We start from the raw sequence: 22,900 nt of genomic DNA on the forward strand, positions 1-22,900 counted from the left end.
GCCGATGCTGTGGAAAGGCTCGCTATCGCCCCAGTTTTTGCACGACGACGCGCCGACCAACCTCCTAGCCGAAGGAGCCGTCCGTCACCTGTCAAATCTATCACAAATCCGCTGGACGGCCGCCGTCGATTTTCGATATGCCCTACAGCGCCGCGCGTCTCGTCAGACGCGCAAAAGGACGCTGTAGCACTTTGAATCGCTGCATGTTTTAAATCGGCTCCGATTTGAGGAACCATGCAGTAGCTGCCGAATGTCTGCAAAACTTGGCGTAAGAAAGGTTAAATCATGGCACGATTGGGACCAGGTGATGTCGCGCCCGACTTCGAGCTTCCTCGCGACGGCGGCGGGGCGATCTCGCTCTCCGCTCATCGCGGCAAGCCGGTGGTGGTCTTTTTCTATCCCAAGGACGATACCAAGGCCTGCACCGAGGAAGCGATCTCCTTCTCTGGCCTTGCCGCCGAATTCGAAGCCGCCGGCGTTGCTCTGATCGGGCTCTCGCCCGATTCGGTCAAACAGCACAATCGCTTCGCCAAGAAGCACAATTTGACGGTCACGCTGGCGGCGGATGAAGAGAAGAACGTCGTCAATGCGTATGGCGTCTGGGTGGAAAAGAGCCTCTATGGGCGCAAATACATGGGCGTCGAACGCACGACGTTCCTGATAAACCCGGACGGGACGATCAACCGGGTCTGGGAAAAGGTCAGGGTTGCAGGTCATGCAAGCGAGGTTCTGACCGCCGCAAAGGCGCTTTGAACCGAAGGAGCGATGGATGACCAAGCTTCCGCAGTTCCACAGCCTGCGAGGCGCTGCCATCGAGGCGATTCGCTCAGCGGATCTCCACCAAAAGACAGAGCTCGCGCAGGAGGCGGCTCGGCGTTGGCAGGGAAGAAAGCTGTCGTTGCGCTCCCCGCTGGATCGTGCGGTTCCGGAGCGGCCAGGCCGTCCGGCAAGACCCATGCTCACGCCGCCGACCCAGGTGAAGCGGCGCTCGCTCGGCTCGTTGAAAGGGCGCATCGCCCTCCTCCATGCGATCGCCCACATCGAATTGAACGCCGTCGACCTGGCGCTCGATATCGTCGCGCGCTTTGCCTCGGAACCGGTGCCCAATTCTTTCTTCGACGGATGGATGCAGGTCGCCTTCGAGGAGGCGAAACACTTCCGCATGGTGCGGCAAAGGCTGAACGACCTCGGCGCGGACTATGGCGACCTGCCCGCGCATGACGGCCTGTGGCAGGCGGCGCACGACACGCGGAACGACCTGACCGCGCGCCTTGCCGTCGTGCCGCTCATACTCGAAGCCCGCGGGCTCGACGTCACGCCGCCCCTGCGGGCGAAAATGCGCGAAACGGGCGACCACGAGAGTGCCTCCGTCCTCGATGTGATCTACGAGGACGAAAAGGGCCACGTCGCCGTCGGTGCAAAATGGTTCCGCTTCCTTTGCGCCCCGCAAAAGAAGGATCCGGCCGCAACGTTTCAGGCACTCGTGCGAGCAAATTTTCGCGGACCGCTGAAGGCTCCGTTCAATGACGTTGCGCGTGCGGAAGCCGGTCTGACGCCATCCTTCTACCGCTCGATGACGGCGTCCACCAACATCTGACACCGATCAACGCTCAATGGTTTGTTAACCCTAATAAAGTGTAATCGCACCCGGGCAACGCGAGTTATTTCGCATCCGGCTGGGGGTGATGTGGTGACTGTTCGTTCGGCAGACGGCGCCTTTCGAAAGCGCAGGCAAAGTCATGTGCTTATCCTGGCGAGCGGCGATAAGGTGCGGCACATGACCGTTCGCCCATGGATGGCGGCGCTTGTTACATCCGTCGTCGGGATCTTCAGCGTCGGCTATCTGGCGGCTACCACCTATCTCGTCCTGAGAGACGACCTGATCGGCGGCACGATCGCTCGCCAGGCTCGCATGCAACATGAATACGAAGACCGGATCACCGCGCTCAGGGCGCAAGTGGACCGGGTTACGAGTCGGCAGTTGCTGGACCAGCAGGTGGTCGAGGAGAAGGTCGAGAAACTCCTGGAGCAGCAGTCGGCGCTATGGTCGCGCAGCGACAAGCTTGGTGCTTTGGCGGCAAGTGCTGATACTTCCGAAGATCTCGGTGAGGGCACATCTCCTGTAATTGACCCCCTCGCCCTCGAAAAGCCTGCGGATGCGAACGGTGGGGTGGAAGCAATCGAAGAAATCATGGGCCTTAACGGGGAAGCCGGCGCAACGCCGACGCGTCTCGGCGCCCTCGCCTATGCACCTGCCTCGCCCGAAAGTGGCGAAAAGGAAACCCTTTCGGATCGAGCGGACCGGAATTTTTCCAAGATCACGCTTTCGCTCAAGGATGTCGAACGCGATCAGATGGCACGCATGGAACATCTGACGAGCAGCGCGACCCGAACATCCGAAGCGATCAGGACGATCGTGGAACGCACCGGCGTCACGCTGCCAGCCGGTTCCACGGAGGCTTCTGCTAGCGACGCCGATGGAAGCGCGATCGGTGGGCCGTTCGTGGAACCGCAGGATGAAGATTCGTTCGGAAAGTCGCTTGTTGCGCTCGATAGCGCGCTTCTGGAATTGGAGAAAACCCGCGACGCCGCCCGCAAGCTGCCGCTCCAAAGTCCTGCGCCTACCATTGACGTCACCAGCAATTTCGGCAACCGGCTGGATCCGTTTCTCGGGCGGCTGGCGCTCCACGCGGGCATCGATTTTCGGACATCGATCGGCACGCGCATTCGCTCTGCTGCTGGCGGGACAGTCACCGCGGCCGGGCCGACGGGCGGATACGGCAACATGGTCGAGATAGATCATGGCAACGGGGTCGTAACTCGTTATGCCCACCTGTCGGTCATTCTCGTCAATGTCGGCGACCATGTGCAAGCAGGCGACGTCATCGCCAAGTCCGGAAGTACGGGGCGGTCGACCGGGCCGCACCTGCACTACGAAGTTCGCCTGAATGGCCGCGCCGTCGATCCGGTGCGGTTTCTTCGCGCCGGAACGAAGCTCGCGGGCCTGATGGATTGACGTTTGCAGGCGCCAGCACCGTCTCCTTCCGCTTGACAAGAAATGGGAAGATTCGCACTCGTTTACCTTTCACAGCTTCAACGTGCTGGATTTCTTGACTTTCGGCGCCTTTCGGCTTAAGAGCGCCGCCACGTGGTGGCGCATTTTCCATCGATCGATCAGTGTTCTATTGAACCGGAACGGAAACAGTTTTCCCTTTGACAAATTTTGCTGACCTTGGCCTGAGCCAAAAAGTTCTCTCCGCCGTTACCGACGCGGGCTATGCTACTCCTACACCGATCCAGGCTGGGGCCATCCCTCCGGCGCTGCAGCGCCGCGACATCTTGGGCATTGCACAGACCGGAACCGGCAAGACGGCGTCCTTCGTTCTGCCGATGCTGACGCTGCTGGAAAAGGGTCGCGCCCGCGCCCGGATGCCGCGCACGCTGATCCTCGAGCCGACGCGTGAACTTGCCGCACAGGTCGCGGAAAACTTCGACAAGTACGGCAAGAACCACAAGCTCAACATCGCGCTTTTGATCGGTGGCGTTTCCTTCGACGAACAGGACCGCAAGCTCGAACGTGGAGCCGATGTGCTGATCTGCACCCCCGGCCGTCTGCTCGACCATTTCGAGCGTGGCAAGCTTTTGATGTCAGGCGTTGAGATCCTCGTCATTGATGAAGCAGACCGCATGCTCGACATGGGTTTCATCCCGGACATCGAACGCATCGCGAAGCTCATTCCCTTCACGCGCCAGACGCTGTTCTTCTCGGCGACGATGCCGCCGGAAATCCAGAAGCTTGCCGACCGATTCCTGCAGAATCCGGAGCGTGTGGAGGTCGCCCGTCCCGCCTCCACCGCGAACACCGTGACGCAGCGGTTCGTTGCCTCACATGCCAAGGACTATGAGAAACGCGCCGTCCTGCGCGACCTGATCCGTGCCCAGGACGAATTGAAGAACGCAATCATCTTCTGCAACCGCAAGAAGGATGTCGCCGATCTCTTCCGTTCGCTCGATCGCCACGGCTTCTCCGTCGGCGCACTGCATGGCGACATGGACCAGCGCTCGCGCATGACGATGCTCGCCAATTTCAAGGACGGCAATATCAAGCTGCTCGTTGCTTCGGATGTCGCGGCGCGCGGCCTGGATATTCCGGACGTCAGCCATGTTTTCAATTTCGACGTCCCGATTCACGCGGAAGATTATGTTCACCGCATCGGCCGCACCGGACGAGCGGGACGTTCCGGCGCCTCCTTCACGCTTGTCACGAGGCGCGACACGAAGTTCGCCGACGCCATCGAGAAGCTGATCGGCCAGAAGGTCGAGTGGCTGAACGGTGACCTTTCCGAGCTCCCGGAGCCGATGGAAAGCCACGATGCCGGCCGCAAGGATCGTGGCCGCGATCGCCACAAGGATCGCAAAAAAGATGTGGAACGTTCCGGCAAGGGGCGTTCCGATCATAGATCTGATGCTGCTTATGCGGATAGTGCGGCTGAACTCGAACCAGTCGCGGAAAGGGCGGGCGCGGTGAAACCGGAACGCAATGCAGACAACGGGCGTGGCCATGCCAGCCGCAACGATCGGCCGGGCCGTGCGCAGAATGCCGCCAATGATGACAATCGCGACCGCCGCAACCGGCATCGTCGCGATCATGACGACGGTCCGACGCCTGTCGGTTTCGGCGACGAGATCCCCGCCTTCATGCTGATCGCCGGCAAGGCTTGACCTCCGGCCCGATGGCTCTTCCCGGCATCGATTTCCCCGGTGTTGGCTGCGGCCTCGCCATCGTGCGCCAAGGCAAGATCCTGCTTTGCCGGCGCCTCAAGGCACCAGAGGCGGGTCACTGGAACATCGTCGGGGGCAAGGTCGACCATATGGAGCGCGCTGAGGATGCGGCGCGGCGGGAGGCGGAAGAGGAAAGCGGACTTTCCATCCATTCGACCCGCTTTCTCTGCATCAGCGAGCAGGTGATCGAGGCCGACCAGCAGCACTGGATCTCGCTCATCTACGTGACGGACGATTTTTCAGGCGAGCCGCGTCTCACCGAACCTGACAAGCTCTCCGCCATCGGCTGGTTCGATCTTTCCGCCCTGCCCCAGCCGCTGTCGCGATTCGCCGCCGATGCCGTTCGGGCTCTTGGCTAAGCTGCTGGCCTCATCGGTTCGGCTGCACCACCCTATTTTCTCGTTCTGAGCGCTGCCGTATAGGCAATCCTCACCCAGCGGGCCATCTCGTCCGGATCGTCGAGCGCCGGATCAGGAATGCTCCAGTAGGGCATCTTCACCGGCTTGCCTTTCCCCTCATAGGCCCATTGGCGGCAACCTGCCTGCTCGTATTCCGGAGCCGATTCGGTGTCGCCTTTGAGTAGGATTTCGCCGTCGACCTCGAGCGCGAAGATCACGCCTTCGAAATAGATGCCTTTGCCGCCGAACATGCGGCGGATCGTCACCGGTCCCAGCGTTTCGAACATTTCCTCGATCGCGGCATTGTCCATTCTTCATTCCTTCAGTACGCCGCCTGCGGCGATGATCGCTTCCGGGGTATCGAGGTCGAGACGCGCCGCCTCGCCGAGCTCGACGTCGATGACCGGGAGCCCGCACCGTTCGACGATATGCCGTGCTCCGACATCGCCGACGAGCTGCCTGACCGCTGAGAAAGTCTCTCGCGGCAGAATGACGGGATTGCCGCGCTGACCTTCCGAGACTGCGCGCACGACCGCTTGGCGGCCCTCGTTGTCGAAGACCTCGATCATCTTGCGCAGGTGGTCGCCAGTAACGCTCGGCATGTCCGCCAGCATCACGAGCACGCCGCCTGCCTCTGGCCCGAGCGCGGATACACCTGCCACGAGCGACGATGCCATGCCGGCCGCATGGTCCGGATTGGAGACAAGCGTTACAGGCAGGCCGGCGAGCGAGGCGCGAATATCACTTTCGCGGTGTCCGGTTACCACCACCACATTCCCGGCATCGGCGGCAAGTGCCGTTTCGACCGTACGCCGCACCAAAGGAACGCCGTCAAACTCGGCCAAGAGCTTGTGACCGCCGCTCGCACCCATCCTGCTTGCACGCCCCGCAGCCAGAACGACGATCCGCGCCGGACCTCGCGGTGGACTGGTGGTTTGCTCCCGCGGTTGCGGCCGCGTTGGGATTTCGGTTAGCAGGCCGCCGACACCGAGGCCGGTTATGTCTTCGGAATTCGGCCATTCGCCGGCAAGCAGGCGGTCGAGAATCCAGTCGAACCCGTTCTCTTTGGGGCTGCGTGCGCAACCCGGTGCGCCAACGACAGGAAGTTTGGTAATTCTACCCAGGACCAGAAGATTGCCAGGATCGACTGGCATTCCGACATGTTCGACAACTCCGCCGGCGCGCCGGATTGCCGCCGGAATCACGTCGTCCGGATCGGCGACGGCGGAAGCGCCGAAGATGACGATCAGGTCATGGTCCGGCTCGAGATCGGCGATGGCAGCGGCAACGGCGCCTTCCGTATGCGCCACGCGGCGTTCCGTGACGAGGTGGCTTCCAGAGCGCAAAAGTCGGGCAGCGAGAACCGTATGGGTCTTGTCCATGACCTGCGGCTTTAGCGATGGCAACTCGGTTGCGATCAGCGCCGTGCGATGCGGCACGAAGGGTTTCACCTCAAAGGCTGCCTCCGCCCGCAGCATATTCTCCGCCTGCTCGACGAACCGCTCCGGTACTGCCAGCGGAATGATCTTGATCGTCGCCACCATATCGCCCGTTGCGACCGCCGTGTGATCGGCGAGGCAGGCGAGCGTGATCGCCGGATCGATCCGATTCAGGCGGTCGACGATGGCGCGATTTGCGACGAAAAGACCCGAGACGGTGGAGTAGACATTCACACGACCGGTCGCTGCCGGTGAGAAACGCAGGTGGTCGGGCGCAATCGCCGCGGCGATGCGTGCGGCCGCCTCGTTTTCGAGCAGGTCATCCGCATCGAGCCGGGCAACGACGACCTCTTCGACGTTGGCTTCAGCAAGCGTTGCGATGTCCGTTCGGCTTAGCCGGTGACCTTTCGGCAACCGCTGCGCCTCGGTTTTCACTGCGTGCCCAAGAACAGCGCCTTCGGCATCGGCGAGCTTTACGGGACCGAACTTCATCTTGCACCTCCCACCTGGCCGGTAGGATCACGGCGGCGCATGGCTTCGATGATCTCGGCAAGGACGGCGACAGCGATTTCGGAGGGGCTCGCCGCGCCGATGTCGAGGCCGATCGGGGCTTTGATCCGGCCAATGGCGTCCTGAGGCACGCCTGCTTGTCCCAATCTTTCGACGCGTGCCGCATGGGTCTTGCGGCTGCCGAGCGCGCCCACGTAAAAGCATCCCGCTTCCAGTGCCGTCCGGATCGGGTAGTCGTCGATCTTCGGATCATGCGTGAGCGCGGCGAGTGCCGTGTAGCGGTCAAGCGGCCTCGATGGCAGAACGTCTTCCGGCCATTCCGCCAGGAGTTCGACAGCACTGAACCGCTCCGCTGTCGCGAACGCTGTGCGCGGATCTATGATCGTCATGTCGAATCCGGCGACCGCCGCCAGTTCGGCAAGCGCTTGGGAGATGTGAACGGCACCGATCGCAACGATGCGCGGAGGCGGCAGATGAACATTGATGAAAAGCGATCGTCCTTCCACCGCCGCAATGCCGGCGCGTCCTGAACGCAACGCGTCGACGATCAGGCTGTCCCATTCCTGCGGAAAGCTTGTGCCTTCCAGAAAGACCTGACTGGCGCCGTCCGAAAGATCGGTGACGACGACAGCCGCGCGTCGCGCGGCACGCGCCGCATTGATTGCTTTGAGGGTTGTGCGTTCCATCGTCAGCCGTCGATTCTTTCGACATAGACCCGAATGCGGCCGCCGCAGGAAAGGCCGACGCGCCATGCGGTCTCGTCGGCGACGCCAAATTCGAGGATTTTGGGTATTCCTGACTCGATGATCTCCATTGCCTCGGCGATGACAGCGCCTTCGACGCATCCGCCGGAGACGGATCCCTGGAAGTTTCCTTCGTCGTCGATCACCAGATGACTGCCGACCCGTCGCGGTGCTGAACCCCAGGTTTCTATGACCGTCGCAAGCGCCACGTTGCGTCCGCCACCGCACCAGGTTTCCGCGATCTCCAGCGGGTCGAGGATGTTCGGCTCTTTAGACATATTGGCTACCGGTTGTTTGTGTCTCATGCCGCGCGCATATGCAGGAAGCGCCGCGGATCGGCGCCTTGCGCACCCTGACCGGACAGCGATTTCACCAGTTCGGCCACAGACTCAAGATTGTGCACCGCCCGGAATTCGTCAACATGCGGCAGCATGGCCCTGACGCCCCGGGCGCGTGCTTCAAAACCGTCGAAGCGCAGCAGCGGGTTGAGCCAGATCAGGCGCCGGCAAGAGCGATGCAGGCGATCGATCTCGACTTCGAGCTCTGCCGTATCGTCGCGCTCGAGGCCGTCGGTGATCAGGAGGACGATGGCGCCCTGCCCGAGCACCCGGCGCGACCAACGCCGGTTGAATTCGTGAAGCGTTTCGCCGATGCGGGTGCCGCCAGACCAATCCTTGACCGCCGCCACGCATTCGTCGAGCGCTTCATCGGGATCGCGGTGGCGCATCTGGCGCGTAACATTCGTCAGCCGCGTCCCGAAGAGAAACGTATGAACGCGTTGCCGCTGTTCCGTCAATGCGTGCAGGAAATGCAGGAAAATCCGCGTGTACTGGCTCATCGATCCGGAAATATCGGCAAGCACGACGAGCGGCGGATGGACAAGGCGCGGCTCGCGAAAGCGCGGCAGAATCAATTCGCCGCCAAACCGCATCGCATCGCGCATGGTGGCGCGCGGATCGATCCGCACCAGCCGATGGGCGGCGCGAAAGCGGCGGGTCCGCACCCGATCCATCGGTAATATCAGCGATGACAGGGCTTTCCTCGCCTCGGCGATCTCCGCTGTGGTCATCTGTGCGAAATCCGTGTTGCGGAAAAGCTCGCGACCCGAGACCGTGTGGCGGGCATCGACTTCGATTTCCGGTTCGTCGCGGGGCGAACGGGAGTCGTCCCTGCCGGCGAGAAGCGCCTCGCGGAGGCGCTCCTCGCCGGCGCGCCTGGTCCGATCCCCACCCTGCCGCTCCGGTGCGACCGGCGAGAGGAGCGCGATCATCTTCTGGACGAGGTCGCGCGAGCGCCAGAACAGGTTGAACGCTTCGTCGAACAGAACCTGGTCCTCATGGCGCTTGACGAAGGTGCATTGAAGGGCGGCATAAAATTCGCTGCGCGAGCCGATCCCGATCAAAGTGACGGCGTCGATGGCGTCGGCAATGGCAGCGGGACCAATTCTCATTCCCGCCCGTCGAAGGGCGCGGGCAAAGAAGACGATGTTGTCAGCAAGCTTGCCGTCGCTAGGTGCGATCGGAGAAACTGCCGTTCGATCAACGCTCTTGCCCACCATGACGGTCAGCCCTGCGCCAGGAGTTCGGCCTTGACCTCGGCAAGCAGCTTGCGCCCCTCCGCGCCCTCGATCCGGGCGATATCGTCCTGGTATTTGAGCAAAGTGCCGAGCGTGTCGGCGATCGTTTCCGGATCAAGCGCCAACCGGTCGAGTTCGGTGAGCGCTGTCGCCCAGTCGATCGTCTCTGCAACGCCGGGGTTCTTGAATAGATCGATCGCCCGCAGTTTTTGGACATAGGCGACGATTTCCCGCGATAGAGTGGCGTTGCAGCCGGGTACCTTGCGCCGGATGATCTCCAGTTCCTGTGCCGCCTTCGGATAGTCGACCCAATGGTAAAGGCAGCGTCGCTTCAACGCATCATGAATTTCGCGGGTGCGGTTGGTCGTGATGATGACGATCGGCGGCTCGTCCGCCCTGATCGTTCCGAGTTCCGGGATGGTGACCTGAAAATCGGAAAGCACTTCCAGAAGAAAAGCCTCGAAAGCTTCGTCGGTGCGGTCAAGCTCATCGATCAAGAATACTGGAGACCGACCCGTGCCTGCGGATATCGCCTGAAGCACCGGGCGGCGGATGAGAAAGCGTTCGGAGAAGATGTCGCCCTCGATCCTTGGACGATCAACCATGCCGGCCGCCTCCGAAAGGCGAATCTCCAACATCTGCGCCGGATAGTTCCATTCATAGACGGCGGAGGAGACGTCGAGCCCTTCGTAGCATTGCAGCCGGATCAGCGGGCGATCGAGCGAACGGGCAAGGACTTTGGCGATCTCCGTCTTGCCGACGCCCGCCTCGCCTTCCAGAAACAGCGGGCGCTTCATTTTCAGGGCCAGGAAAAGCACGGTCGCAAGCTGGGTACCGGCGAGGTAATTCTGCGCCTCCAGCATTGCCAGCGTTTCATCGATGGATTGCGGCAGCTTTCCCGTTTCGTGTTTCGCCATGTTTCCTCCGTGGCCGAAGAAAACTTATAGCGTGTGGTATCCCCGGTCCACATAAATGAGCGGCCGCTGCTTTTCCCCCAGGCGGAGGTCGACGACTTCGCCGAAGAGAATGAGATGGGTTGCCATGATCTTGACCTCGATGAGGCGGCAATCGAAGGCGACGACGGCGTCGGTGAGGATGGGCGCGCCGGTGGCAAGCTGCGTCCATTGGCCGAGCGCGAAACGGCGGTCCATGTCGAGCTGATCGCGGCCGGAGAAAGCATGTGCCAGCGCCTTGTGCGGCTCGCCGAGCACGTTGAGCGCAAAAGCACCGGAGCGAGCAAAGATATCGTTGCGCGGATTTGCGGCATTGAGGCAGGCAAGGATCGTTGGAGGATCGTCAGACACGGAGCAGGACGCCGTGATCGTGACGCCGCGCCGCGCACGCCCATCGGCCGTGGTGATGAGTTGCACATGAGCGGACATGCGGCTCATCGCGTCGCGGTAACTTATCGGGTCCAGTCGGGTCTTCTCCAACACATCTCGCTCCGGATCGATGTCTTGCACATACATAGACTCTCACGGAAAATATGAAACCCGGCCGTGCGAGATTCTTGCGAAGCAGCGGCATAGTCATGGCGTGAACGGAATGACGAGCTCCTGCGGTGCAATCTTTTCCTTTGACGGAGAGAAACACATCCTTAAAAGATTGCGTCGTTGCGGGAAAAATACATGTTTAGATTGATTGTTAAGAGCATCGTCGTCGCCGGATTGATCTCGGCTTCCCCTGCCCTTGCCGCGGGCCTGAAAGTTGCCGTCGTGGCTCCGATCGAAGGGCCTTTCGCCACGCTTGGAAAGCAGATGGTAGACGGCGCGGCTTTTCAGGCGGACGACCGTGGAAGTCAGATTGTCCCGATCGCCGAAAGCTGCGATCCCGCTGGCGGCGAGGCGCTGACGAAGGCGTTGCTGGCGAGCGGCGCGGAGGCTGCGATCGGCTTTCTCTGCACGGAGAGCCTCGAGGCGGCCCTGCCCGCCCTGGCCGAGGCTCGCATTCCCGCCATCACGCTTAGCGTCCGCTCCGATATCCTGATGGAGGACGCGCTCAAGAAGAATTGGCCGTTTTTCCGGTTGGCGCCGAGTGGAAAGGCCGAAGCCGCGGCGATCACCGACGTGATCGTCGCGAGTTGGAAGGGCAAACCGCTCGCGCTCATCGATGACGGTACGATCCATAGCCGGGAGCTTGTCGAAAGCGTTCGGAACGCGCTTGCCGAGATCGGCGTGACACCCGTCTTCACCGACACCTATCGTCCGGCGCAGGAACAGCAGGTTGGCCTCGTACGTCGATTGGCGAAGAGCGGCGCCACTCACATCTTTACCGGAGGCGACCGCTACGACACCGCCGTGATCGCGCGTGACGCGAAGGCTGAAAAGGTCGCGATAACCCTGCTCGGCGGCGACGTATTAAATGCCGCCGACCTTGATGTTCCCCTCGAGAACGGAGTGCTTGCCGTGACGGTTCCAGAGGCGTCTCGGTCGAGCGACGCCGAAGCCGTCGCCAAGGCGATGCGCGCAATCGGAATCGAGCCCGAGGGTTATGTCCTGCCGGCCTTCGCCGCCATGTCGCTGCTCGAACAGGCGAAGGACCAGGCAGCCAAGGACGGCAGCGCGCTTCCCGAAGCCCTGCTGAAAGGGCCTTTTGCAACGATCCTGGGGCCGATAAAGTTCAACGGGAGCCATGAGAGGACCGCCACACCCTATCGGCTGATGGAATGGCAGGATGGCCGTTTCGTCGCCGCCACGGGCGAAGGCGGTGCGGACTGATGCGCAAGGGTCCGAACAATCTGATTACCGATGTCGCAGGTCTCTTGGTCGGCAACGCCGAAGACCACCGACTGAAGTCCGGCGTCTCTGTCGTGCTTTGCGAACAGCCGGCAACGGCAGCGGTTCAAGTCCTCGGCGGTGCGCCGGGCACGCGGGAGACCGATCTGCTCGCACCGGAAAATACCGTCCAGACGGTTGATGCCCTCGTGCTTTCCGGCGGTTCGGCCTTCGGTCTGGACGCAGCCTCCGGGGTACAGGCCGCGCTCCGGGAAATGGGACGCGGTTTTGCGGTCGGCCCCCACCGCATTCCGATCGTCCCGGCGGCAATTCTTTTTGATCTCGTCAATGGCGGCGACAAGAATTGGGGACGCTTTTCGCCCTATCGCGACCTTGGTTACGATGCCGTGCGCGCAGCCGGTACTACATTCCTGACCGGAACCGCCGGTGCCGGTACGGGCGCACTGACCGCTACCTTCAAAGGCGGCCTCGGCTCGGCATCGACAGTGCTCGCCAATGGCATCACGATCGGCGCACTCGTCGCGGTAAATGCGCTCGGCTCGGCGACGATCGGCGGCACGCGCCATTTCTGGGCCGCGCCCTTCGAGCTTGACGGCGAGTTCGGCGGGCTCGGCTATCCGGTCCCCATGCCGCAGGATGCGGCGCTGCCCCGCCTCAAGTTCCGCGAGGAGCAAGCGGCCGCTGCGAATACGACGATCGCCGTCATCGCCACCGATGCAGTGCTCAGCAAGGCTGAGGCGAAGCGGCTGGCCATCGCCGCCCATGACGGCTTTTCTCGCGCGCTCTGGCCGTCGCATACGCCGCTTGACGGTGATCTTATCTTCGCGCTTGCGACAGGAGCGAGCGGCAAGGCGCCTCTGCTTGAAGATTTCATCGATCTTGGCGCGGCCGCTGCATCGACGATGGCGCGTGCGATCGCACGCGGCGTTCACGATGCTGTTGCGGCCGACAACGATACGAAGCCGTCCTGGTCGCAATAGAGCGGATGAGGAAGAGTGTGTGCGGCTTTCCGCCTGCATGCCGCCTCTCCACTTACTAGAATCGATCAGGCGCTGAGCCACGGCTTGCTGCGGATGTTGTTTGCGCGTTACCGGGATGCTATGGCCCGGAAAACATCGGAGCCTGTCATGACCCATCCCATCCGCATTGCCCCATCGATCCTGGCGTCCAACTTCTCCAAGCTCGGCCAGGAGGTTCGCGATGTCGTCGAAGCCGGCGCCGACTGGATCCATCTCGACGTCATGGATGGCCATTTCGTACCGAACATCACCTTCGGCCCGGACGTCATCAAATCGCTGCGTCCCCATACGGATGCGACCTTCGACTGTCATCTGATGATTTCGCCCGCCGATCCATATATCGAAGCTTTTGCCAAGGCCGGCTGCGACATCCTGACGGTGCACGCCGAGGCTGGGCCGCATTTGCACCGGTCGCTGCAGACCGTGAAGTCGCTTGGCAAGAAGGCTGGCGTCTCGCTCAATCCAGCCACCCCGGAAAGCGCTATCGAATATGTGCTGGACTCGGTCGATCTGATCCTGGTGATGACGGTCAATCCGGGCTTCGGCGGACAGAAGTTCATCCACGCCACCGAGGAGAAGATCCAACGGATCAAGGCGATGGTCGGCGACCGGCCGATCGAGATCGAGGTCGATGGCGGCATCACGCCGGAGACGGCTGCATTGCCAGTGAAGGCCGGTGCCAATGTGCTGGTTGCGGGCTCGGCCGTTTTCAAGGGCGATTCCGTCGAGACCTATCGCGCGGCAATCGAGGCGATCCGCAAATCCGCGGAGAAGGCGCGCGGATGAGTGTGCGGGCGGCAATCACCACAACACTTCTGGCAGCAGCGACGATTGCGACCGCCGAGGCGCGTGCAGGAGACTTTGCCGCCTTGCAGCCGATCGGATTTTCATCTGATGGCAACGTCTTCGCCTTCGAGGAATATGGCGTCCAGGACGGTTCCGGTTTTCCCTATTCGACGATTTACGTCCTCGATACGCGCAAAGACACTTTCCTCCCCGGCGCACCCGTCCGCGCCGTCATCGAGAAAGATGGTAGCGCACTGCACGAAGCGCGCCGCGAGGCGCACCAACGTGCCGCGCCGTTGATCGATGCGTACGGCCTGACGGACACACCCGGGATACTGGCCGCATACAATCCTGTAACTGAAAGAAGCAGTGCCGACCACACGTTGAGCTATGATGCTTTTCCGGCCGATGACCCGTTCCGCAAGCGCTATGCGCTGAAGCTCGAAGAGAAGAGCTTCGGGCCGCAGGGCGTCTGCGCCAGCTTGTTGAAGGAGGTCAAAGGCTTTCGCCTGGTGATGACGGAGAAGGCGGGGAAGCCTGCAGCGGACCTGTTGCAGGAGGATACGCGCATCCCGGAAAGCCGTCGCTGCCCAACCGGTTATCGCATCGGTGGCGTCGTGACCCGCGTCAATGATGACGGATCCGAAGTCCACGTGGTGATGATCCTGGTCAAGTCCCTTGGTTTCGAGGGCTCGACCGATGGTCGCTGGATTGCGTTACCGATCCGGCTTCCCAAATGAGCAGCGACGAGCAGGCTTCCAAATCGCCATTGCTCCCTTTGGATGTCGCATCGTCGAAGCGATCGCGGTTGGTGCTTTCCCTTCCCAAAGGGCGGGAAGTGCTGATTGGGACTCCTGCGTGGGCCTTGGCGATGGCGATATCTGCCTGGCTGGCGCTGTGGCTGCGCGGAAACGAGGCGGACTTCCACCTCAGGGACGTCCTATCGCTTTACGCGCTTGGCGGGCTGCTGGCGTGGCCGCTTTCGCTGTTTGCGGCGCGGTTTGCAGCACAAGGACGAACAGTCGAGACCCGCTTCTCGGCATTTCTCCTGTGTCTCGTCGCAGGCACGGTCGGTACGACGGCATGCCTCTTCGCCTTTGACTACCGGATATTCTATGCGCAGTGGCATGCGACCACCGGCACGCGGAAGTGGCTGTTCCAGTTCCTGTTCACGTTTCTCGCCGCACTCTACCAGTTCCTGGTTCTCGGGGTTCGGCTCTACCTGCCGCTCGGCCTTGCCGCCCTTGTCGCCGCCAGCCTTTGGCTTGCGCGATCGGACATGCGCCAACGGCGTTGAGCTTGATCGCCATCTTTGATAGAGGCACAGCCATCCTCCACTGACGACGAAAGCTTAAGCCCATGATCCCCCGTTACTCCCGGCCGGAAATGGTGGCCATATGGTCGCCGGAAACGAAATTCCGCATCTGGTTCGAGATCGAGGCGCACGCCTGCGATGCCCTCGCCGAAATCGGTGTCATCCCGAAGGAAGCGGCGAAGACGATCTGGGAAAAGGGCGGCGCAGCAAAGTTCGACGTGGCCCGGATCGACGAAATCGAGGCCGTCACCAAGCACGACGTCATCGCGTTTCTCACCCATCTTGCGGAATTCGTCGGGCCGGACAGCCGTTTCGTGCATCAGGGCATGACCTCGTCGGACGTGCTCGATACCTGCTTCAACGTGCAGCTCGTTCGCGCCACAGACCTGTTGCTCGCCGACCTCGACAAGCTGCTCGAAGCGCTGAAGCGCCGTGCCTTCGAGCACAAGGACACGGTCACCATCGGCCGTTCGCACGGCATCCACGCCGAGCCCACTACCTTCGGGATCAAGCTGGCGCTTGCCTACGCGGAGTTCGATCGGTGCAAGCAGCGCCTCCTGGCCGCACGCGAAGAAGTTGCGACCGGTGCCATTTCCGGTGCTGTCGGCACCTTTGCCAATATCGATCCGCGGGTCGAGGAGCATGTCGCAAAGGCTCTCGGCCTGAAGCCGGAGCCGGTCTCGACGCAGGTCATCCCTCGCGACCGCCACGCCATGTATTTCGCGACGCTCGGTGTCATTGCCTCCTCGATCGAACGTCTTGCAACGGAAATCCGCCACCTGCAGCGCACCGAAGTGCTGGAAGCCGAGGAATACTTCTCGCCTGGCCAGAAGGGTTCCTCGGCCATGCCGCATAAGCGCAATCCGGTGCTGACGGAAAACCTGACCGGCCTTGCCCGCATGGTCCGCGCCTTCGTCGTGCCGGCCATGGAAAACGTGGCGCTCTGGCATGAGCGCGATATTTCGCACTCCTCGGTCGAACGCATGATCGGCCCGGATGCAACGGTGACGCTCGATTTCGCCCTGGCGCGACTGACCGGCGTGATCGACAAGTTGCTCGTCTATCCCGACAACATGATGAAGAACCTCAACAAGTTCCGCGGGCTCGTTCACTCCCAGCGCGTGCTGCTCGCGCTCACCCAGGCGGGCGTTTCGCGCGAGGATGCGTATCGGCTCGTTCAGCGCAATGCCATGAAGGTATGGGAAGAGGGCAAGGATTTCCTTGGGGAGCTGCTGGCCGACACTGAAGTTCGGGCCGCACTTTCGGAAGAGCAAATCCGCGAGAAATTCGATCTCGGTTACCACACCAAGCACGTCGACACGATCTTCAAGCGTGTCTTCGGCTGACAGGAAGAAGACAGACCTGCTGCATGATTCTTAAATCGGAATCGATTTAAGGACAAAATCATGCAGAAGCTCAAGGTTCTACAGTGACCTTTGCGCGTCTGATTAGACGCGCCGCGCCGTAGTCTCGGCGCGCGACATGGTGACGTTGTGCATGAATACAAACGCTCGCATTCGGTGCATTTTGTTCGAGTGCGGGCGAGCTTATTAGCAACTTGTTCATAAGTGATGTGAGAGCTTCCCTATCTGTCTAATCAGGTTTCGAGGAAGCCATGACTTATAGGGACAGTATTCAGCGCGCATCGCCGCGCACGCAGACGAAAATAACCGGCAAGGTTACCTGCAAATTCGGGTCGAGCAACGGGATCGTCAGAGACCTTTCCGACGAGGGTATCTGTTTCCAGCTGCTGTTCGACATCGGTGCCCAGACCGGACAGGAGGTCACGATTCAAAGTGAAGAGCTCGGCTATCTGACCGGCATTGTGCGCTGGTATCGCGGCGACAAGATCGGCATCAAACTCAAGCTCTCGTCGAATACGGCGGCGCAGATCTCATCCTACTACAAGTTCTTCCGCCCATGACCGCATCGCCGGCGGCGAACCGGCGAACTTTCGAAGACAATCGCGGCGATCTTGGGTCATTCAACATCGCCGCGATGCCGTTGGAGGACCTGCCGTTCAGCGGCCGGCCGGCTCAGGTTCCACCATCTTGCGATAGAGGTGCCATGTGGCGTGGCCAAAGATCGGCATGATAACGGCCAGGCCAACGAAGACCGGAATCGAGCCGATCACCAGTCCCGCTGCGATGATGAGGCCCCAACAGGCGACCGGCACCGGATTGGTAAGCGTCGCGCGGATCGAGGTCTCGACGGCCGCGACGGCGCCGACATCGCGATCAAGCAGCAACGGGAATGTGACCACGCTGATTGAGAGCACGATCACGGCGAAGACAAAGCCGACCGCGTTTCCGACAACAATGAGGTTCCAACCCTCCTCCGTGCCGACAATGCCGTCCCAGAAGGCCGAAATCGAATTTGGCGGAACCGTTCCGAAAATTCTGACGTAAAGCGCCTGGGCAACCAGAAGCCACGCAACGAAAATAACGAACAGCATGGCGGCGACCGCCAAAATCGATGGCAGCGCCGGTGAACGGTGCAGCCGCAAGGCGTGCGGCCATGACGCATCCATGCCCAGTTCACGGCGCCGGCTGATCTCGTAGAGGCCGACTGCCGCGACGGGACCGATGAGGGCGAAGCCGGAGGCAAGCGGATAGAGCAACGGCAGCATGTTTGCGCCCGCGCTCCAGGTTATCAGTACTGCACCGGCGATCGGGTATATCAAGCACAAGAAAACATAATGCGACGGCTTCTCGCGAAAATCGTTCAGCCCGAGACGCAACGCATCGAACACATCAGCAATGCCAATCTTTCGTATTCCGGGATGCGAGACTCTCGCATTCGCCCCCGACAGGACATGGAAGGTTGTCATGGCTCACACTCCTCAACGAACCAGAGCGGCCACGGACCCGCGACAACGGTGAAACTTGCCGCTGCCAACCGCGACCGGCATTTTCGATTATACAGAAAATGCAGCCTCTGTCGCCTGTGCCTTGACTTCGGCGCTTTTCACCTCCAAATCGCCGCGATTATGAAGGTTTCAGAAACTGACATCCTGATCGTGCCGGGCTACACCAATTCCGGCCCGGCCCATTGGCAAAGCCGTTGGGAGCGAAAGCTCTCGACGGCGCGCCGCGTCGAGCAGGCGGAATGGTCGAAGCCTGTGCGCGAGGATTGGGTTGCGCGGATGGTTGAGGCAGTCAATGCCGCGCAAAAGCCGGTTGTCATCGTCGCACATTCCCTGGGTGTCGCCACGGCAATCCAGGCCCTGCCTCATTGCGCGAAGAAGATCGCAGGCGCCTTCCTTGTCGCCCCGCCGGACGTCGCCAATCCAAAGATCCGCCCGAAGCATCTGATGACCTTCGGCCCCTACCCGCGCGATCCTCTGCCCTTCCCGTCGCTGATGGTGGCAAGCCGCAACGATCCCTTCGGATCCTTTGAGCACGCCGGAGACATTGCCAACGCGTGGGGCTCGTTCTTGGTCGATGCCGGCGAAGCTGGACACATCAACGCCGAGTCCGGTCACGGCCCGTGGCCCGAAGGTACCATGGTCTTTGCCCAATTCCTCAGCCGGTTGCAGCAATAAAGCGCATCGGCAGAAAAGCACGCGCCATTAATCCGAATTTCATTGCTGCAGGTCATCATCAGCTGGCAACTCTCAGGATCCGGGATAAGTGACCGAGCCGCGAGAACCAATCGACACCGGCAGTGGGCCGATGAGACAAGACAGCTTGGCGCCGCACGCGATGGATCATATCCCGGCGGGTGTCCTCCTTGTCGATGCAGGCAATGTCATACGCGCTGCCAATGCACCCGCACTCCGGATGCTCGGGCGCACAGCCGAAGAAGTCATCGGCGCATCGATCGCCGCATTCGTTCATGGCGAAGACCTTCCAGCAGTCGTTGCGTTTGAGGGGGCAGAGGGAGCCGAGGAGGCCGCGGTCGCCCGCTTCATCGGAGCATTAGGCACGCATGCCATGCTCGTTTCACGGGCCGCTCTGCCTGCAGCGCCAAGAGCCGGCGCGACGACGATACTGACAATGCTTCCGGCCGACCGTCTCGTTTCCGAAATCGCAAGCCTGCGCAAGGACGAGACCCGTTGGAAATACGCCCTTGAAAGCGCCTTGGAAGGCGTCTGGGATCACGACTTCGAAACGGGCAATCTGTTTTATTCTTCGACGTGGCGGCGTCTGCGCGGCTTGGCGGATGACGCTGAAGTCGACGGCACGCTCGAAAAATGGATCGAGAACGTGCATCCGGATGACCGTGCGCACGTGCTTGCCTGCATCGCGCGCCAGGACTCGGGTGAAGCCAAGTTCAACACGTTCCAATATCGCGAGCGACATGCGGACGGGCGCTGGATCTGGATCGAAAGCCGGGGCGCGTCGGTCGCTTACGGCCCTGACGGCAAGCCATGCCGCATCATCGGCACGGACACCGACATAACCGCCCGCAAGGAGGCGGAAGCTCGATTAGCGGAAGTTTCGCGTCGCCTGCAACTGGCGCTCGATGTTTCCAGGATCGGCGTCTTCGAGCACAATCTCGATACCGGCGTTTCGCATTGGGACGAAGCCATGTTCAGGATGTACGGCCTGGACCCTGCCGGCGAAGCGCCCTCCTCCGCCGGCTGGGAGAGCTTTTTGCATCCGGAGGACAAGGTCGTCGCGATCAAACGCGTCAACGATGCGATTGCCAGCGGCACGCCTTTCACCAACGCGTTCCGCATCATCAGGCCCGATGGCGTCGTCCGTCACATCCGCTCTAACGCCGCGTTCCATACCGATCTGGATGGCGCAACAAGGCTCGTTGGCGCCAATTGGGACATTACCGATGATATCGCTCTGCAGGAGGAATTGAGGCGGGCAAAATCCTTTGCCGAAGCGCGCAACAGTGAACTTGAGGCGGCGCGTGTCAGTATCGAATATAACGCACTGCACGATCATCTGACGGATTTGCCGAACCGCCGCTATCTTGATCGGATCCTGACTGAAGCGCGTGTGGTCAACGCTATTCTTCATATCGACCTGGATCGCTTCAAGCAGATCAACGATACACTGGGTCACCAGGCCGGCGACGCAATGCTCGTTCATGCCGCGGACGTGCTGAGATCACACGCCGAGAGGGACGATTTCATAGCTCGCATCGGCGGCGACGAATTCGTCATCGTGTGCCGCAGCGGCCGGGGCTCAATTCATCTCGAAGAGCTTGCCCAGGGGATTATTCAGGCCTTCCGCCGTCCCGTCCCCTACGCCGGTCAATTATGTCGGCTTGGCGCAAGTATCGGCGTTGCCGTGAATGAAGGCAGGCTCACCGATCCCAGGCAGCTCCTGATGGACGCCGACATCGCGCTTTATCGCGCCAAGAGCCTTGGCCGAGACCGGTTTGAAGTCTTTTCCGACGAGATGCAGAACCGGATCCTGACGGCAAAGCGGATCGGCGACGAACTCCGTGAGGCTCTCGAAAAAAGGCAGTTCATTCCCTATTACCAGCCCCAGTTCGACGCCCGCTCTCTGGAGATCACAGGCGTTGAAACCCTGGTGCGCTGGAGCCACCCGGCACGCGGCGTGCTGGCGCCCATGCAGTTCCTGAAAGTCGCCGAAGACATCAATCTTCTCGCGGCAATAGATCGGATGGTGGTCGAAATGGCCTATGCCGACTTCCGCGCATGGCAGCGGCAGGGGCTCGCCATTCCCAAGATCTCCGTCAATATTTCGTCGCGCCGTTTGCGCGACCCTCAACTCGTGTCCGACGTGCGGGAAATGAAGATCCCGCGTGGCGTCATGTCGTTCGAGCTGCTCGAATCGATCTTTCTCGACGAGTTCGAGGACGAAGTTGCGGAAACGATCGCCGCCTTGAACGAGCTCGGCATCGATATCGAGATCGACGATTTTGGTACCGGTCACGCGTCGATCATCGGTCTCCTCAAACTCAATCCGGCGCGCCTCAAGATCGATCGCGCACTGGTAGGGCCGGTCACGGAAAACAGAAAGCAGCAAAAGCTGGTGCGCGCGATCATCGATATCGGCCATTCGCTGAACATCAAAGTGGTCGCAGAAGGCGTCGAAACCTGGACCCACGCCGCGCTTCTCGCCGATCTCGGCTGCGACGTCCTGCAAGGCTATGCGCTAGCGAAGCCGATGAGCCGAGAGGATTTCGAGAGATTGGCCCGGAAGGGCTTTGACGTGCCGCGCAGCTTTTCAGAGGCGCGCAGAGTGCGGTGAGCATCAAGCCGCCGCAGTCCGGGCGAAGCTTCGCCCGATACAAAAAGGGCCGCCCGATTTTGTTGCCTGGCGGCGCCATGTTTCTTCGCTGGCCGCGAGATCAGTTGTTCTGAAGCTGCTCTATCGCTTGCGCCATCAATTCCAGCATCCGCAAGCGGATTTCGTCTTCCGTCTGTGCGATGCCGGCAGCATCGAAATCGGCCTTGATCTTACGCAGCACGTCCTCATGGCCGCGTGCCTCGAGATCAGCGGTGACGATTTCCCGTGCGTAGGCTTCCGGATCGGCCTTGTTCAAGAGACCTGCGGCCCAAAGACCGAGCAGCTTGTTTCGGCGTGCTTCCGCCTTGAACTTCAGTTCTGCGTCCAGCGCAAACTTTGCCTCGAAGCCCTTCTCGCGATCCTGCATCGTGGTCATAAACTAATCTCCCTCAGAATTCCTTGCCGGAAACTGTTATCGCCATAAACCAAAACACCGCCGAAAGTGCAATGCGAAGTTTTCGTCTTTGCTGACTTTCATGATACCCTAATCTAAATCGGGGGATGGGAAGATACGCCGATTGTGAAATCCGTTCTTTTCAGATATGGACCCGCTGAGAAAATTCCAATTGCGCGACCCAAGAGCGCCACCAACCACAGAGATAAAATCCATGAATCGTCGCCGCCGTATCTACGAGGGCAAGGCCAAGATCCTTTACGAGGGTCCGGAACCGGGCACGCTGATCCAGTTTTTCAAGGATGACGCGACCGCTTTCAACAAGAAGAAGCATGATGTCATCGACGGTAAGGGCGTGCTGAACAACCGGATCTCCGAGTACATCTTCACCCATCTCAACAAGATCGGCATTCCGACGCATTTCATCCGCCGCCTGAACATGCGCGAGCAGTTGATCAAGGAAGTGGAAATCATTCCGCTCGAGATCGTCGTGCGCAACGTCGCCGCAGGTTCGCTCGCAAAGCGCCTCGGCATCGAGGAAGGCACCGTCCTGCCGCGCTCGATCATCGAGTTCTACTACAAGGCCGACGCGCTCGACGATCCGATGGTGTCCGAAGAGCACATTACTGCCTTCGGCTGGGCAAGCCCGCAGGAACTCGACGACATCATGGCGCTTGCCATCCGCATCAACGATTTCCTTTCCGGTCTTTTCCTCGGCGTCGGCATCCAGCTCGTCGATTTCAAGATCGAATGCGGACGCCTGTTTGAAGGCGACATGATGCGCATTGTCCTTGCTGACGAGATTTCTCCGGATAGCTGCCGCCTCTGGGACATCGAAACCAAGGAAAAGATGGACAAGGACCGGTTCCGCCGCGACATGGGCGGTCTCGTCGAGGCCTATCAGGAGGTGGCACGCCGCCTCGGCATCATCAACGAGAACGAGCCGCCGCGCGGCTCTGGCCCGGTGTTGGTCAAGTAATTTCAG

The 22,900-nt window shown here is 61.0% G+C and carries 24 protein-coding genes; 15 read left to right on the forward strand and 9 right to left on the reverse strand.

Annotated elements, in window-relative coordinates:
- Positions 1-285: 285 nt before the first annotated feature.
- The 5 genes from QA637_RS07315 (at position 286) to QA637_RS07335 (ending at position 5,141) form a co-directional block, all read left to right on the forward strand.
- Positions 286-753: a peroxiredoxin gene (locus QA637_RS07315; RefSeq protein WP_283064524.1), complete on the forward strand. Its 468-nt coding sequence runs from the start codon at positions 286-288 to the stop codon at positions 751-753.
- Positions 754-769: 16 nt separating this feature from the next.
- Positions 770-1,597, forward strand: coding sequence for a ferritin-like domain-containing protein (locus QA637_RS07320; RefSeq protein WP_283064525.1), 828 nt, complete (start codon positions 770-772; stop codon positions 1,595-1,597).
- Between the two features lie 93 nt (positions 1,598-1,690).
- On the forward strand, positions 1,691-3,016 hold the full coding sequence (locus QA637_RS07325; RefSeq protein WP_283064526.1) for a M23 family metallopeptidase: 1,326 nt from the start codon (positions 1,691-1,693) through the stop codon (positions 3,014-3,016).
- A 197-nt stretch (positions 3,017-3,213) separates the two neighbouring features.
- Positions 3,214-4,722, forward strand: coding sequence for a DEAD/DEAH box helicase (locus QA637_RS07330; protein ID WP_283064527.1), 1,509 nt, complete (start codon positions 3,214-3,216; stop codon positions 4,720-4,722).
- A gap of 11 nt (positions 4,723-4,733) precedes the next feature.
- Positions 4,734-5,141 (forward strand): NUDIX hydrolase, encoded by a 408-nt coding sequence (locus tag QA637_RS07335; RefSeq protein ID WP_283064528.1) that lies wholly within the window; start codon positions 4,734-4,736, stop codon positions 5,139-5,141.
- A gap of 32 nt (positions 5,142-5,173) precedes the next feature.
- Here the strand turns inward: QA637_RS07335 and QA637_RS07340 are convergent, their stop codons facing one another.
- Genes QA637_RS07340 through QA637_RS07370 form a run of 7 tightly spaced genes read right to left on the reverse strand, consistent with a single transcriptional unit; the run spans position 5,174 to position 10,917 of the window.
- Positions 5,174-5,491, reverse strand: a complete 318-nt coding sequence (locus QA637_RS07340; protein ID WP_283064529.1) for a TfoX/Sxy family protein — start codon at positions 5,489-5,491, stop codon at positions 5,174-5,176.
- 3 nt (positions 5,492-5,494) lie between these two features.
- Positions 5,495-7,111: an NTP transferase domain-containing protein gene (locus QA637_RS07345; RefSeq protein WP_283064530.1), complete on the reverse strand. Its 1,617-nt coding sequence runs from the start codon at positions 7,109-7,111 to the stop codon at positions 5,495-5,497.
- Entirely contained in the window at positions 7,108-7,815 is a 708-nt protein-coding gene (locus QA637_RS07350; RefSeq protein ID WP_283064531.1) for an XdhC family protein, read from the reverse strand. The genes QA637_RS07345 and QA637_RS07350 overlap by 4 nt, the downstream gene beginning before the upstream one ends.
- Positions 7,816-7,817: 2 nt before the next feature.
- Positions 7,818-8,150: an XdhC family protein gene (locus QA637_RS07355; protein WP_283064532.1), complete on the reverse strand. Its 333-nt coding sequence runs from the start codon at positions 8,148-8,150 to the stop codon at positions 7,818-7,820.
- A 23-nt stretch (positions 8,151-8,173) separates the two neighbouring features.
- The gene (locus QA637_RS07360; protein ID WP_283064533.1) at positions 8,174-9,430 is read right to left on the reverse strand and encodes a vWA domain-containing protein; all 1,257 of its coding nucleotides are present in this window, start codon (positions 9,428-9,430) and stop codon (positions 8,174-8,176) included.
- 5 nt (positions 9,431-9,435) lie between these two features.
- Positions 9,436-10,365 carry an AAA family ATPase gene (locus QA637_RS07365; RefSeq protein ID WP_283064534.1) on the reverse strand — a complete coding sequence of 310 codons (930 nt, stop codon included), beginning with the start codon at positions 10,363-10,365 and terminating at the stop codon, positions 9,436-9,438.
- 24 nt (positions 10,366-10,389) lie between these two features.
- A complete protein-coding gene (locus QA637_RS07370; RefSeq protein WP_283064535.1) occupies positions 10,390-10,917 on the reverse strand; it encodes a flavin reductase in 528 nt (175 codons plus the stop codon).
- A 159-nt stretch (positions 10,918-11,076) separates the two neighbouring features.
- Between QA637_RS07370 and QA637_RS07375 the strand changes: the two genes are divergently transcribed.
- From QA637_RS07375 to QA637_RS07405, 7 genes are all read left to right on the forward strand, one after another.
- Complete coding sequence (locus QA637_RS07375; RefSeq protein ID WP_283064536.1) at positions 11,077-12,165, forward strand: branched-chain amino acid ABC transporter substrate-binding protein; 1,089 nt, start codon at positions 11,077-11,079, stop codon at positions 12,163-12,165.
- Entirely contained in the window at positions 12,162-13,163 is a 1,002-nt protein-coding gene (locus QA637_RS07380; protein WP_283064923.1) for a P1 family peptidase, read from the forward strand. The genes QA637_RS07375 and QA637_RS07380 overlap by 4 nt, the downstream gene beginning before the upstream one ends.
- A 147-nt stretch (positions 13,164-13,310) precedes the next feature.
- Positions 13,311-13,988 (forward strand): ribulose-phosphate 3-epimerase, encoded by a 678-nt coding sequence (rpe, locus tag QA637_RS07385; protein WP_283064537.1) that lies wholly within the window; start codon positions 13,311-13,313, stop codon positions 13,986-13,988.
- Complete coding sequence (locus QA637_RS07390) at positions 13,985-14,728, forward strand: DUF2259 domain-containing protein (RefSeq protein ID WP_283064539.1); 744 nt, start codon at positions 13,985-13,987, stop codon at positions 14,726-14,728. Before rpe ends, QA637_RS07390 begins: the two co-directional genes overlap by 4 nt.
- Positions 14,725-15,285: a hypothetical protein gene (locus QA637_RS07395; RefSeq protein WP_283064540.1), complete on the forward strand. Its 561-nt coding sequence runs from the start codon at positions 14,725-14,727 to the stop codon at positions 15,283-15,285. Before QA637_RS07390 ends, QA637_RS07395 begins: the two co-directional genes overlap by 4 nt.
- Before the next feature lie 62 nt (positions 15,286-15,347).
- On the forward strand, positions 15,348-16,649 hold the full coding sequence (purB, locus tag QA637_RS07400) for an adenylosuccinate lyase (protein WP_283064541.1): 1,302 nt from the start codon (positions 15,348-15,350) through the stop codon (positions 16,647-16,649).
- A 269-nt stretch (positions 16,650-16,918) separates the two neighbouring features.
- Positions 16,919-17,227 (forward strand): PilZ domain-containing protein, encoded by a 309-nt coding sequence (locus QA637_RS07405; RefSeq protein WP_283064542.1) that lies wholly within the window; start codon positions 16,919-16,921, stop codon positions 17,225-17,227.
- 96 nt (positions 17,228-17,323) lie between these two features.
- On the opposite strand, the gene QA637_RS07410 is transcribed toward QA637_RS07405, so the two are convergent.
- Positions 17,324-18,133 (reverse strand): DUF2189 domain-containing protein, encoded by an 810-nt coding sequence (locus tag QA637_RS07410; RefSeq protein ID WP_283064543.1) that lies wholly within the window; start codon positions 18,131-18,133, stop codon positions 17,324-17,326.
- Positions 18,134-18,292: 159 nt separating this feature from the next.
- Here QA637_RS07410 and QA637_RS07415 point away from each other — a divergent pair, with 159 nt between their 5' ends.
- Both QA637_RS07415 and QA637_RS07420 read left to right on the forward strand, forming a co-directional pair.
- A complete protein-coding gene (locus QA637_RS07415; protein ID WP_283064545.1) occupies positions 18,293-18,847 on the forward strand; it encodes an RBBP9/YdeN family alpha/beta hydrolase in 555 nt (184 codons plus the stop codon).
- Positions 18,848-18,935: 88 nt separating this feature from the next.
- Positions 18,936-21,482 carry a sensor domain-containing protein gene (locus tag QA637_RS07420; RefSeq protein ID WP_283064547.1) on the forward strand — a complete coding sequence of 849 codons (2,547 nt, stop codon included), beginning with the start codon at positions 18,936-18,938 and terminating at the stop codon, positions 21,480-21,482.
- A 100-nt stretch (positions 21,483-21,582) separates the two neighbouring features.
- Here the strand turns inward: QA637_RS07420 and QA637_RS07425 are convergent, their stop codons facing one another.
- Positions 21,583-21,897, reverse strand: a complete 315-nt coding sequence (locus QA637_RS07425; protein ID WP_153440936.1) for a DUF1476 domain-containing protein — start codon at positions 21,895-21,897, stop codon at positions 21,583-21,585.
- 232 nt (positions 21,898-22,129) lie between these two features.
- Between QA637_RS07425 and purC the strand changes: the two genes are divergently transcribed.
- The gene (gene purC, locus QA637_RS07430) at positions 22,130-22,894 is read left to right on the forward strand and encodes a phosphoribosylaminoimidazolesuccinocarboxamide synthase (protein ID WP_153440935.1); all 765 of its coding nucleotides are present in this window, start codon (positions 22,130-22,132) and stop codon (positions 22,892-22,894) included.
- Positions 22,895-22,900 lie beyond the last annotated feature (6 nt).

This window comes from Sinorhizobium terangae (assembly GCF_029714365.1).
Lineage (GTDB): Bacteria > Pseudomonadota > Alphaproteobacteria > Rhizobiales > Rhizobiaceae > Sinorhizobium > Sinorhizobium terangae.